This is a genomic window from Acetoanaerobium noterae, assembly GCF_900168025.1.
Taxonomy (GTDB): Bacteria; Bacillota; Clostridia; order Peptostreptococcales; family Filifactoraceae; genus Acetoanaerobium; species Acetoanaerobium noterae.
In genome coordinates this window covers 404,136-418,050 of record NZ_FUYN01000002.1, presented here as the reverse complement: position 1 = coordinate 418,050, position 13,915 = coordinate 404,136, and the positions used below count along the sequence as shown (strand labels likewise).

Below are 13,915 nucleotides of genomic sequence, written 5' to 3'. Positions count from 1 at the left end.
ATTATAACATTGATATTACATTTTTATAAAAAAGAGAGCTGAGATATCTCAGCTCTCTTTTATTTGATTATAATTATTCTTTTAAACTCAATTATTGAGCGTTAGGGAATAAAGTTACAGTTCTTGTAGCTGCATCATAAACTATATCGATTCCGTTTTGGATACCGAAAGCTTGTGCAACATAAACAACTGGTACAAATGCTCTGCTGTTAACTATCTCTGGCTTAGCATCCATTGGAACTGGAGATCCGTTTACTAGAAGAATATTAGTGTCTAAGTTCATAGATACAACTAGGTTATCTTTAGTAAATACAGCAGTTCTAGTAGTTGCTGAGTAGTTAAGAGTAGCACCTGCTAATTGAGCTACAGTTCCGATAGGAAGCATAGTTCTGTTGTTAGAAATATATGGTGCTGCATCTAAAGTTTTAGTTTCAGAACCTACAGTGTAAGTTGTAGAATCTAAAGTAAATACAGTTTTTTGTTGTCTAGCTGTTTGTACTTCTGTTACTACGTTTAAGAAAGGAACTTTCTCAATTATAGTTTCAACTTCATATTCAAAACTCTTTTTCTCTGGGTCAATACCAAATTCTCCATCAGTGATTGTTCCTTGATCTCCATCAGCTACAACTGCTCCAAATCTTAAATCAAGTTGTCCAAATGGAACAGCTCTGTCAAGAGTAACAGTTAGACCTTTTATAACTATAGAAGAAGCTTCTTTATTTGACTCTCCATCTACATATACTACTACTTTATCGCCATTTTCAATAGTGTAAACATCATCAACACTGATATCTCCAGTAGTCTCGAACTTAACTGTAGAATCAATAAATTCTACTCCAGCATATCTAGCTTGGTTAAGATCGAATACATAGTATCCTTCTGCTAAAGAACCAGCTTCTGTCTCAGTAATAATAATTTCTGGAGTAGCTTGATTTTGAAGTCCAACTACTACATCAGCAACAGTTTTTGTATCATCTACTTTAGTAGTGATTTTAGCTGGCGCTAAAACATCAGCCAATTTAATTGTTTGCTCTTCAACCCCTGCACCTTTAGCAGTAAGTTTTAATTCACCATTAGCATCCCAATCAGCTTTTAAATAAGCTTCAAATTCAATTTTTGCAGTAGTTGAATTTGCTTGGATACCAAATTCATCATCATATTTTCCAGATATAGTGTCTTTTCCTGTTTCCATAGTTCCACCAGTAACAGAACCTTTTAATTTAAGGTCTCCACCAGCAACTGTGAAATCTATAGTTCTTGAAGGAATAAAAGAAGCTCCATTTGGGTCAAGTGTAATTTTTACAGTATATTCTTTGCTAGTTTTTTCTGTACCAGCAACTATGCTCTTAACTTTATCCACTTCTAGCACAGCGCCAAATTCTTTATATTCAGCAACTTTCACATCGTCAGCGTCCATATTAGCATTTACATCAATTACTTCGATTTCTATATCTCCGAATTTAGCATCCTTAGAAATAGATATTACTGGCTTAACAATAATTCTATCCATTACGCTATCAGAAATTTTTCCATTTGCAAAAGTAACTGTCATTTCTCTATCGCTAAATGTTTTTGTCACATCTGCCGCTACATTGTTTAATGTAACTACAGTATCTGCTTGATTCCATGACATATCCTTAGGAAGTCTTAATTTAAAGCTAGCTCCATTTGCAGTGCTAAGAGCTTTAGCTGAAACTTCTCTAAGTTCAAACTCTGCGCCAACCGCTTGAGCAGATCTAGTTACAGTTTTAACGTCTTCTAATCTTCTAGATATAACTGATCCAGAACCAGAAACTACAGCGTAAGTAAGAACTTGTCTAGAAACTCCTGAGTTTCCAAGATCTTCAATTGTTACTTTTTGGTCCCCGGCAGAAGCGCCGTCTAGTTGAACTTTACCAGTGATTACAATTTCTCCAGCTGGTACTGTTGCTGGCATCTTGAATTCCACTCTTTTTTCTGTTTCTCTTTCTTTTGTTGGTTGAACTGGAGAAGAACCAGCTACATTAATAACAAAAGTACTTCCAGAAGTTAACCACTCAGCATTTTCTCCTAATGCAATTTCAAAACTTCCATTAGGCTCAAAACCTGTACCTTTAGGGTCAATCTGGATTTGGAAGTTTACTGTTCCGTCAGCACTTGTTGTTGTTGTGTTAACAACAGCATCACTTGCAGCAAACGCCATGTTAGCAGGTATTAATGTTAACATCATCATTAATACCATTAATAGAGATAATTTTCTCTTCATGTTTGTCTTTCCTCCTTTAAAATATGTGTTTTTTGGTTTGAGAGTTTTACAGCCTCCCTGCTGGTCTGCCGTACAAATCGTCAGACTTACAAAATGAATTATAGCATTACATCCAACTCGAGTCAAGCTCTGAATGTGCATGTAATAGAGTTGTAACTTGAGAAGTTTTCATACTCCACCCCCAAGTTCTTATAGCTATTATACTACTAAAACTAGGTTTTTAATATTACATGTCTGTTACACTTGCTTGTTTTTGTTGTAATATTAACATTATTTACCTGTTATTTCTGCTTTATAAATTCAATCGCTGTGTTTAGCTGATTATCTGTATCTGAGTTATTTGTTGGCGTGATATACTCTACTTTTTTGTCAGGATTTAATCCTTTTAAGTTTATACTTCTACCTGATGGTAAGACATATTTTGCTATAGTTAGCTTTATGGCTTCCCCATTTTTTAGAGGATATAAGTCTTGAACTACTCCTTTCCCATAGGTAGTAGTTCCAACTAGCGTTCCTGAGTTTGTGTCCTGAATAGCTCCTGCTAGGATTTCTGATGCAGATGCTGTGTTTCCATCTATTAGTACTGCAACTTTTTCAAACTGAAGGTTACCATTAGAATAAAATACATCAGGTTTATCTTCCTTATATTGTATCTCTAGGAGCTTGCCTTTTGGTACGAAATAGTTAGATACTTTTAGGACCTGGTCTAAAGAGCCTCCTGGGTTTCCTCTTAGGTCTAGGATTACTTTTTTTATTCCTTGCTTTTTTAGGTCTTGTATAGCTGTAGTCATGTTAGTATAGGTATTATTATTGAATTCAGTTATTCTGATATAGCCTAGGTCTTTTTCTAAGGTTTTGTATTCTATAGGGTTTACTTGAATCTGCGCTCTTACTATATTTACTGTAAGAACTTCATTTCCTCTTTTTACAATTAGCTTTACGTTGGTTCCTGCTTGTCCTCTTATTTGTTTCACTAGAGACTCTGTATCTTGTTTTAGGTCTATCGCTTTATCATTTACAGATATTAATACGTCCATAGGCTTTAGCCCTGCTTTTGACGCTGGTGAGCCTTCGTTTATGCTTACTAGATAAAATCCATCATCTCTTTTTCCTACTACTGCCCCTATACCTGCAAATTCACCTGTAGCTTCTTCCATGAAGGCTTTGTATTCTTCTTCATCCATATAAGTGCTATATGGGTCAAGTGCATCAAACATACCCTTTATAGCTGCATCGTATAGCTGGTCTTCTGTTACTTCTAAAGCGTAGTTTTGCATGATGTACTCTTTGACTGCATCAAAGAATTCTTGATCTTTTGTTATCGGATCTGCATATGCAAGATTTGTAGACAATATCATGGTAGTGAATAGCAAGGTTAATATCTGTCTTAGTTTTTTCATTTTCAGGACTCCCTTTTAGTAGTTGACTATTCTTTCTCTAAAATCCTCTCTCAGGTCATAGCTGAGGTAGTGAATGTAGTTATTTAGTATGCTAGCTGCTTCTGCTCTAGTTAAGCTTTTGTTCGGCTGGAAGAATCCGTTTTCTGTTCCATCGATTAGTCCTAGGCTTCTAGCCATATATACAGAATCCTTTGCCCAGTAAGGTATAGAGTAATCATCTTTGAACCCTGTAGAGTAAGCTCCATTAGGTGCTAGGGCTTCTACTCCTAGAGCATTTATGAGGATGGTTGCTGCTTGAGCCTTGCTAAGCTCTCCCTTTGGCTCAAATCTATCTTCTCCTACTCCACCCATGATGCCTTTTGTCGCTACTGCTTTTACGTATTTATATTTTTCTGAGTCTAGTGCAGTGTCAGTAAATAGTGGTTGCTCTTGAGTTTTCTTGCTTCTTCTTACTGTGGTTTCTTCTTCTACTATATCTGATACCACAGCTACAGCTTTTGCAAACTCTTCTCTGCTTATCGCCAGTGATGGAGCGAAGTTCTTTGCATTTGGCGAAATAGCGTTTAATGATGCTAGGATTTTTATTGATTCTTCCGCCCAGTGCCCACTAGTATCTCTAAGTTCTGGAACATTTAGCCTAGTGAACTTTGGATTGTTTGCAAGTGTAAGTGAGTTTGAACCTACTCTGCCGTTTATATCATATGAATATTCCATTACGCTTTCATCTTTTTCCGATACCATATAACCCCCTCTAAATGAAATCTGAGTAGGCTGGTTTTCTGCATATACTATATCTTTAGTTATGTTGTTTGAATTTTTTACTGTGTAGCTTCCTTGGATGCCTTTTGGGTCAGAAGATGATATATAGTAGTTCATGGTCCTAGTTTCTGTATTTCCCCATGCTTGGTCGTAGCCTACAGAGCTTCCTTCCATATCCACTGTGATAGTTGGAGTTTCGTCGTCTCCTTTATATACCTTCCTATAAGCCATGTTACCTGCGTAGTAGCTGACAGCAGGCTTGTTATCGTAGATGATACTTTGAGTGAATTCAGAGGTCTTATCATCTGCGCTGTAGGTCACATCCCCTAGCTTTATAGTTTCTTTAAACGAATCCACCTCAGCTACCTCTACTGTTTGTCCATAGTTATCCTGAAGTGTTGCCGTAAGAGATAGAGAACGTGAAAGAGTGAATTCTCCAGATGCGTCTTCTAGCTTGTAGGTATATTTTTCTGTTCTTTCATCGTCTTTTTCTTTTATAGAGGTTTTCACTGTTCCCTTCATAAGGACTGGTCTTCCTGTCAGAAATACAACTTCCTGATAACCTTGAAGATTTTCTATTCCTGGGTCAAATCCTCCAAGAGGCTCTGCATAGGCAGATGATACAGCAAGAGATGATATCATCAGGCCTGCTAAAATCGTTGAAAAAATTTTTTTCATAGTCTACTCCTTTTTTATTCGAATATTATTTCTTTTCTATTTCTATATTCGCTTTTTATTTTATTTCTATATTTTGATTTTATAATTTCGGTTGTTTCCTTAATAGTTATTATATATTCTATATTTTTAATGCTCATATTTTTATTATACATGTTTTACTTTATTTTTTATAAAGAAAAGTCTCTTCCTCAAATATACGCGATGTATATGATAAGGGCAGAGACTTTTCATTTTTTAATCTACTATTATAACTATACCATTATTTTTTCTGGTTGTGTTTTGTTTGTAGACTGCTCTTATTTTTTTGCCTATCAGTTGCTCTGCTGATAGCTTAGGTAGCTCTTTATTTCCTGATATTATGCTCGCTTTTGATATATCGATTAGCTCCTCTGTCTGCTGAGGCACAAATATCTCTCTTAGAGAGTTATATTTACTTACCTCTGAAAGCGTAAGAGTTTTTGCAGTTATATCTACTGCTTTTACTTTTCCTGTCATGACATTTTGAGTGTTTACTTCATCGTAGCCTGATTCTGATAGGAAGTTTATAGATATAGCTACGTCGTCTTTGGTTACTACATATACCTGTCTATCGTAGTAAACTGGGTCTTCATCGTCATATCTGCTTCCTTCATATTTGTAATCTCTAAAATCTCTAACTGGAATTTCTTTTCCCTTACCTTTATTATAGTCAGAATCGTAGATGGTGGTGCTGTCGTTGTAGGAAATTCTCGGTCCCTCGCTTCCTGCTCTAAAGCTAGCCCATACCGAGCCTCTCATTTCGTAGTAGTATCTATCGTCTTTATCATTTCCTAGTTCTATAGAGTAGTCAAAGATATCTTCAATAGTTCCTCTGTAGATTTTGTATGGATAGCTTTTGTTGTCAGATGAATACTGAGTGTTGTTCATAACTATAAGTGAAGCATTTTTGTTGGTTCCAGACTCTACATAGGCTCCTACATCAGCCTGAAGATTTCCTGGAGCTACTATTCTGCCATCTTTTACTATTAGAGTTCCTTCTGTATAGTTGATGAGATTTGTCTCAATGTTTAGGTAGCTACCTGGGTAGTCCACCTGAGATATTTCATCTGAGAAGGATAGAGCTGAGCCTCTTCTTATATTTGCCTTTTCTATTGTAGGGTTATTTTGATTTTTTGCTAGTACTGCATAGATTTCTTGACCTTTATAGTCTTTTAGCTTTGCAGCAGTTACTTTTTTGCTTCCGTCATAGATATCTCCACTTAGCTTTAGCTTTGTGTAGCTAGTATCTGCAGCTACCCATCTATCTCCGTTTAGCTTTGTTACAGATTTAAGTGCTAGCTCTCCTCTTCCTAGTGCGTAGCTATCTATAGTTCCTTTTATTATAGTGTCAACTTGTCTTTGAGGTCCTTCTACCTCTGCTCTAGTCACCATAGGAGTGTAGATATCATCAAAAAACAGCTTTACTCTATCGCCTTCCTTTATATCTCTATAATCAGTGAGCTCACCGTTTCTTAGGATAAAGGTGTCTGGATTTATATAGTACTGCTTGTTGTCTGTAAGAGTTACATAGTTTGCAGTTACATCTAGCACTACTCCAGCAATTAGTTTTGATTCTGCTGGTATATAGCCGTCTAAATCTGAGTCTCTAGGAATGAAGGTCTTAAGCTCATGTACTAGGCCATTTTTGACTGCTAGCTGCATATCTTGATTGAAAATCAAATCCTTTGCTGCTATAGTTCTAGATTTACCTTGATTGTCAAGCTCACCTTCTACTTCTAGAATTACCATATTTGGATGAGTTTTATAGGTTCTGATTTGGTTATTAAAATCCAAAATAGTCAAGGTATCTCCATTTAGACTTTGAAAGGTTCCATTTATGGTCTGAGCTGTAGTCACTTCTGATATTGCAAATTGAACTTGGTTATTTTTGTAGTAAAAAGACGCTACCTCTCCTTTTGAAAGGTTTGTCATATTAAGAGATATCTGCCCATTTTTTACTACTGGGATATCTTGGTTGCTAAGGATGGTTATATAGCCTCCTGTGTCCTGCTTTACTGAGGTAGCTATTTTATTTACTCCATCTTCTGTTATAGTTTTTTGGTCTACTATTTCACCTTTTAGCAAGGTGAAGCCTTTGGCTGGAGCTACTAGCTCCTGATTGTTATGAAATAGCTCTGCCGCATCTATTCTTCTAACAGTAGCGTTTGGCGAAAGCTTGTATTTAGTTTCTTTTTGAAGACCAGTGCTGAGCCATTTATTAAATTTTTCAGCTGTAACAAGCTTTGTAAACGGAGTATCTGGTGTATCGCTATACTCAGCCAAATCTACATCTGTTATGATGCCCATCTGAGTAGCCATATCGATATAGCCTGTTCTCCAGTTTGTAGGATTTGGCTCTATCTGTTCACTCATTCCTGAAGCATTCACTACTGCTGCTAGAGCGTCCATCTCTGTCATAGGAGCAAATGGATTAAATCTAGTATTGGTCACCGACATAACTCCAGTGCCTAGTGCAAAGTAAGGAAGTGTGCTTCCTGCTGCATCAGTCACTGTCATTTTCAGCATATTTTCCTGAGGGTTAATAAGTCCTCTATATACTGGATATGGAGATACGTCATCATAGGCTGCCCATGAGGTAACTGCTGATGAAAGTATCATGATTATGCTTAGGAAAAGACCCAGAAGACGGGTCTTTTCTTTTTTATTTGTTTGTAAGAAGTACATAGTTTCCTCCTTGCGTGATGATGTTTGACTGCAGTATTGAGAATGTATCTGCACTTTCTATATATACTGCGTGGTATTTAGGATATGCTGGGGAGTTGATGTTTATAGTAGCACTTCCTGCTAGCATAGCTATAGGAGTTACTAGCTTTGGCTGTGCTAGCTCAAAGTAGATTCCATATACGTTAGAGGCTTTTTTGTAGGCTCTAGGTATAGCTCTAGTCAGGCTTTCTTCTACTTGTTTTTCTGCCGCTGATATCTTAAATCTAAATACCGCATCATCTGGTGCATTTCTAAGCTCTGGTGTATTAAGTGAGCTGTAGCTTACTGTCAGGCTTAGGTCTTTATCTGTTATTGTTATAGTTTTGTTTCCTGCTTTTATATCTCTTACAGGAATCTGAACGTATTTTGTTTTATTTTTTGCAGTAGTATTTGAAAGATTGATAGTAGATTCTCTAGTTCCTACAGTGTAATACAAGGTATCTCCTATTACTTCCTGTTTCCCTTGAGTTTCTATATTAGTTACAGCTTTATCCACTGCATCTACCTTTTCTTTTTCTTTGTAGTCTTGATTTTGTTTCAAGGTAGTTTCTCTCACACTTCCAAAATCTTCTGCTTCACCGTATTTATTCAGTACTCTAACTAATATATCGTAGGTTGTGTCGTATTTTAGCCCTTTTATTACGTAGGACTGATCCGTTGTATCTTGCTTTGTATCTCCTACAAAGGTATAGTCTCCGCTTCTACGCTCTCTTACGTAGATTTCAAATTTTTCTGCTGCGTTTAGTACGTCCTTATCTACTTTCCATCTTAGTATCATGGTTCTTTCAAAGCCTGGTATAGCCTCGATGTCTGGGACGTCTGGTACTGGTGGTTTGATATTTCCTTGCCCTGGTTCAGACATACCCGTGTCTGGATTCACTATTATGATTGAAGTATTTTCAAGTGATTCTATTCCATCAGGCATTTTAAAGGTTATTTGGTTAGTTCCTGTAACCTTAACATCTGCTGCCTCTACTCCTCCTACAAGATGTCCTTCTTGATTTTGTCCATCAGCTGTTACTCCTATCATTCCTGACACAGAAGCATCAGCAGGTTTCTTGCCTTTAGTCTGATCTGCTCCTATTACAACTTTAACTCCTGATTGGAAATCCTCTCCAAAAAGTCTTACCTCAGTCGTTGTATCATTGAAGAAAAGAGAGCCTTCTGTTTGCGAAATCTTAGGCTGAGAAATATATGTGAAATCCTTTGGCTCCGATGTTCCTCCATCTGCATTTATAACCTGAAGCTTTGCTTTTCCAGTTACTGATGGTGGCATAATTACTTTTAGCTCTACAATTTCGCCTTGCTCGTTTTTAACCGTGCTTTTTAATCCAGCTGGCATAGAGCCGTTTACTGTAATAGTTATTCTCTCATCTACATTATCTGATATTACTCCAAATTCATCCTTTTCTCTAAATCCTTTACCTTTAATGGTAACGAGAGTTCCACCTGTTCTAGGTCCAACAACTGGTGTTACTGTTTCTATTACAGGTTTTGAGTCTGCAGCTATATACATGAAGTATACAGGTGGCTCAGTTCTAGATGAAAAGGCATTTCCTTCTTTAGTAACAACCGTTACTTGAAGAGGCTGTCCTACTTCTTCTGGAGTACCTTTAGGAACCGATACTATCATATAAGTGTAGTCTTGAGAAACTGACTCTACTTTCACTTCCTTAGTTCCTATTTTTACAGACTGAACATCTTTAAAATTCTTTCCTAATACTTTCATCGTTCCGTCTACTGTGTAGTCTTGGGTTTTAACCTTTACTTTTTGCTGAGCTCCATCTATCATTACATTTCTGTCTTTGCTACCTTCTAAATCAGTAATCACTGGCGCATCTAGTCCACCGTGGAATTCAAATGGAGCTGTTGCTGATGAGCCATCTGAGTTTATTAAAGTTATAGTAGTTTTTTCAATTTTATCGTGAAACGGTGTGTTTATACCTATAACTGAATTGTTAAGTTTATCGATTTTAAAGCTTTCAACTTTCCCAAGTGCTCTTCTAATTTCTAAGTAGTTGTTCGAGCCTTCTTGGATAGTTTTTATAGACATATATTCCTTATTATAGGTTTTTAGCTGATCAGGATTTGATGCAGCACTTGTAGCTTTGTGGTAATCTGGATTTTGCCAGTTTATTCCTATTATTTTTGTAATTCCCGGTTCATTTCCAAGTGCTATTTTACCTCCAGTTACAGTCTCAGAAGTAGTAGTCAATAGAGTTGCGTCCTCCATTAAAGTCAAGGCTCCTGAAGGATCTCTATAGTACACCTCAATATTTTCTGTCTGTCCTGGGATATATCTTACTACAATTTGTTCTAATTCACCTTTTTCATTGGTTATAAAGTCTTTTTGGTTTGAACCAAGTTCTTTTTTGTAAGTTCTATCTCCAAATGCAACTATTAATCCGTCCTTAAATACTTCCTTTGCAAAAATTTCTATTCGTTCACCAGTTTTTCTTGCTCTTAGAATAGATGTTTTTTCATCAATAGAAGGATTGCCTGTTCCATATATAACACCTTTTGGTTGAATAGCTTTAGCTCCATCGTAGTTTTGAACTAATATATCAACAGAACCATCATTTGCAGCATTTATTGGTTTTGGTGGTACTTTTACTTTTATTCTTGATAGCTCTGCTCTATCTGTTCCTATATTCATTATGTCATAGTCCTCTGCTTGAACTTTTGTATAGCCAAACATGACTATCGGAAGATTTTCTACGGTTTTCCCATCTGTAGTGGTTCCTCTAAAGTTTTCTCCCTCAATCCATATATAGTCTCCAACATTCACTTTATTTGCATTTTGGTCAGTAGATGACATGCCTTCTCTATATATTTTTGTTATTTTTACTGTGTAATTTGGGTTGAGGTAAATAAACCCATCCGATTTAGTATCTGTAGATTTATTTACTTTGTTAGCTACTGTTACTGGAACTGTAAAGGACTGAATTTTATCAATATCAGCAGGATTAGTTGGGAATTTAAAATCCGTGAGTGGTGGTACCTTTACATATGCTTTTGTATAGTCTAGATTGTAGCCTACTACAGTTGCTTTTTGACTTCCGAAATAAACATCTATTTCCCCTTTGAAGTTTGTTCCTGTATCTGCTGTAATAGTAGTTATTATTCCTCCTGTTTCATCATCTTGTCCTGGATCGATAGTTCCTATTTTTGTTTTTGCTATGGAGTCTATAACTGTAAATATTTTAGCAGAGGTGCTCTCACTTCCATCTGGGTTTTTTATTTGAATTGTATATTTCCCAGCATCAATAGCTTCTGGAAGCTTCATATATATAGTATCCGCATCTACTACATAAATATATTTTCCTGGTATACTAAGTGGCTGAGATGGATCAGTAAAGTTTGTAAATATATCACTATCTTGATATATTACCTTGCCATCAACATCCTTTGAATATCCTGAAAATAATTCATTTATGTCTTGTCCGTTTAATAATACTCTACTTCCTACTCTCTCTTGCTCATCAGCAGAAGTACTAAGAGCTGGCTTGAATCCTATAGTATTTGCTTTTGTGTCTCTCTTTATTATTGCTATAGTTCCTGCATCACCTGTATTAGGTGTAATATCTTTAATTTCTGGTCCAAGTAGATTGTCAAAAGTAATATCATATGAATCCATCAATCCTTCATTAAGAATTATCTGGAGTCTAGTTTTCCCTACTATTCCTCTTGGAATTACTACTTTGATAACTGCTTGATTTCCATCATTCGTTCTAGATGATATTTTATTGCTTATATCCATTCCATCTATAGTAACCTTTACTTTGCTCAAATCGCTAAGCCCTGCTCTAGTGCTAAATCTTATTTCAACTTCATTGTCTTTATCAGAGCTAAGCTTTTGAACAGGAACATTACCATTTAATAGCACCTGCGATATTATTGGTTGCTTAGAATGGGCTGTTGTATTACCTAATACGTCATCGGGATGCCTAAATTCAAATTTCACTCCCTCAGTCGATAGTATATTGGTGCCTCCTTGAGGATTTTGTACTTCCACTATACCGTAAAGGAATCTATATCCATCTGGCTGAAGGGCTTCTTTTAGTATTAATGACTTTAAATCCCCTAATGCAGAATCCGGTAATACTGATACGACCAATGTATCTCCTAAAGTTTTAAATTGTCCGTCGATTTGAGCTCCCTTATCTAAAACCTTTATATCTCCAGGCTCTTTTGATATCTTTACTGGAAGACTTTGTCCATCAGGTAGCTTGAATTTAACTTCTGGATATGATATTTCTCCTGTAACTGGATCCTTAATTGCTTGGAATTTAGAACCTTTAATTCTAATCATTAATGGTTTTTCCACTGCATCTACGTTGTAGTAATATCCATAAGGTGGCTCTACACTTTGTATTACTGGTCTAGGTTCTACTTCTTTGTAGATAAAAGATGAGTATCTGGTTCCTTCTGGAATGGATATTACAGTTCCATCTTCTAACTCCATAATAGTTTCTATCTCTAAAATAACTGCCTGTGGTCCATCCACATTTGCATTAGGTGTAGTTACTACTAAACCATCTTCTGTGATAGTTGTATAATGAGCCGTTCCATAACTTTCTGTATTGAGTTTACTGTACTGAATTTCTAATTCTTTAGGTGTAGTATATAGAGAAATTTTGGTCTTTATTTTTCTTTGTATATCAACTATCTGTTTCTCTCCATACATAGCTTTATTTGAGGCTGTCTCGCCTAGTATATCGTAGTCTATAACTAGTGTATCATTGCCTTCTCTAGAAGGAGTTTGCTCCGCTTTAAATTCAACTCCTTGAGGCTTTGTAATTCCAGACGATGCAACGTTAATTATATTTCTTCCAACTATTGTTACATCTGTTCCGCCAGTACTTGGTCCTTCTCCCGGATACAGTCCTACTATGGACGGTGCTGGATCTCCTGTTACAAATGTATAGGCATTTTTCTTAATCCCTTCTGCAAGAGGATTAGCTGGGTCTCTTATGACAGCATGATAGAGTTTATCTACTTCTTTTCTGCTATCTATAGCTGGAGTATATCCTGTAATTCCTACAACTGTATCCACTCCTCCTATTTTTTCATATTTAAGCTCAACATTTTGAAGGGGTATCTCAATGGTATTATCTTCTGCTTTTCTTAGGAATATTCTCATTTTATCTGTAAATTTATTTGTTAGCTTTGTAGTTCCAAGTTCATCCATTGCATAAACTGTTATAAGACTTGACTTAGAAACTGGTCCTTCCGAAGGAAGTACTAGCAGATTATCCATTCCACTTAGTCTGTCGTACACAGTGACTCTATTTTTATAATCTACAGAAAATATAACTGGTATAGTATCAACTTGACCGCTTACCGTTGTAGTATTTTCTTTTCTAAGTATTATGCTCGTTTCAGCACCTAGTATATTTTTTTGAAGTGCATCTATAGATAGTTTTGTAGCAGTAACAGTAAGTCTTCCTGACCCAGCAGGAGTGCCTGGTGTATGAGAAGCTCCAGCTACCATAAAATCAGTAACTCCAGTAAACCCAGAACCCTCTATTTCAACTGGTTGACCAGCATAAAGCTTACTTTCTACGAAAGATCCTCCAACAGATGGAAGCTGATTTACATTGGTTTCAAAAACCTTTGCACTCTGATCTCTTGCTGTAATAGTTATATATGACGTTCCATTTGTGTTCATTCCTAGTGTAATAGGACCAGTATCTGGAGCTTCTATTCTAATCAAGGTTTCTGTTATAGTAACTTTTCCTCCAGCCGCTATTATATCTTGCATGGTAGTAGTAGCTGTACCATTTCCTATACTTATATTCCTAACTACGTCTACAGGATTGTTGTTGATGTACTCCACAAAATTAAATCCAGTAATCTCGATTTTATTTTTTGTTTTTCCACCACTCACCTCTTGAATGAATTGGAATCTATTAATAGATATAGTTGGAGTAGCCGCAAAGCTTTCCATAGGTATAGATGTAAATAATAGTGCAAATAAAAGTATAAAGGAAATCATGGATTTTTTATTTCTTCCAGACTTACTTTTTCTGCTTGATAGGTTTTTTGTGTTTGAATTATATTTTGTAATCATGCCCATCCCTTTCTTTTT

At 36.2% G+C, this 13,915-nt stretch carries 6 protein-coding genes; all 6 read right to left on the bottom strand.

All coding sequences use genetic code 11. The features are described 5' to 3' along the window. Positions 1 to 91 precede the first annotated feature (91 nt). Positions 92 to 2,245, bottom strand: coding sequence for a copper amine oxidase N-terminal domain-containing protein (locus B5X47_RS05505; protein ID WP_159446407.1), 2,154 nt, complete (start codon positions 2,243 to 2,245; stop codon positions 92 to 94). 281 nt (positions 2,246 to 2,526) lie between these two features. After that, complete coding sequence (locus B5X47_RS05500) at positions 2,527 to 3,645, bottom strand: S41 family peptidase (RefSeq protein ID WP_079589187.1); 1,119 nt, start codon at positions 3,643 to 3,645, stop codon at positions 2,527 to 2,529. A 15-nt stretch (positions 3,646 to 3,660) separates the two neighbouring features. Then, on the bottom strand, positions 3,661 to 5,082 hold the full coding sequence (locus B5X47_RS05495; protein ID WP_079589186.1) for an S-layer homology domain-containing protein: 1,422 nt from the start codon (positions 5,080 to 5,082) through the stop codon (positions 3,661 to 3,663). 14 nt (positions 5,083 to 5,096) lie between these two features. After that, positions 5,097 to 5,234 carry a hypothetical protein gene (locus B5X47_RS13910; protein ID WP_207651482.1) on the bottom strand — a complete coding sequence of 46 codons (138 nt, stop codon included), beginning with the start codon at positions 5,232 to 5,234 and terminating at the stop codon, positions 5,097 to 5,099. Positions 5,235 to 5,316: 82 nt separating this feature from the next. Further along, positions 5,317 to 7,785, bottom strand: coding sequence for a hypothetical protein (locus B5X47_RS05490; RefSeq protein ID WP_079589185.1), 2,469 nt, complete (start codon positions 7,783 to 7,785; stop codon positions 5,317 to 5,319). Continuing rightward, positions 7,763 to 13,897: an IPT/TIG domain-containing protein gene (locus B5X47_RS05485; RefSeq protein ID WP_159446406.1), complete on the bottom strand. Its 6,135-nt coding sequence runs from the start codon at positions 13,895 to 13,897 to the stop codon at positions 7,763 to 7,765. Before B5X47_RS05485 ends, B5X47_RS05490 begins: the two co-directional genes overlap by 23 nt. Between the last annotated feature and the right edge of the window lie 18 nt (positions 13,898 to 13,915).

Coding starts and splice junctions, on each gene's coding strand:
- B5X47_RS05500 (WP_079589187.1), bottom strand. CDS start 3,645: ATGAAAAAACTAAGACAGATATTAACCTTGCTATTCACTACCATGATA.
- B5X47_RS05505 (WP_159446407.1), bottom strand. CDS start 2,245: ATGAAGAGAAAATTATCTCTATTAATGGTATTAATGATGATGTTAACA.
- B5X47_RS05490 (WP_079589185.1), bottom strand. CDS start 7,785: ATGTACTTCTTACAAACAAATAAAAAAGAAAAGACCCGTCTTCTGGGT.
- B5X47_RS13910 (WP_207651482.1), bottom strand. CDS start 5,234: ATGTATAATAAAAATATGAGCATTAAAAATATAGAATATATAATAACT.
- B5X47_RS05485 (WP_159446406.1), bottom strand. CDS start 13,897: ATGATTACAAAATATAATTCAAACACAAAAAACCTATCAAGCAGAAAA.
- B5X47_RS05495 (WP_079589186.1), bottom strand. CDS start 5,082: ATGAAAAAAATTTTTTCAACGATTTTAGCAGGCCTGATGATATCATCT.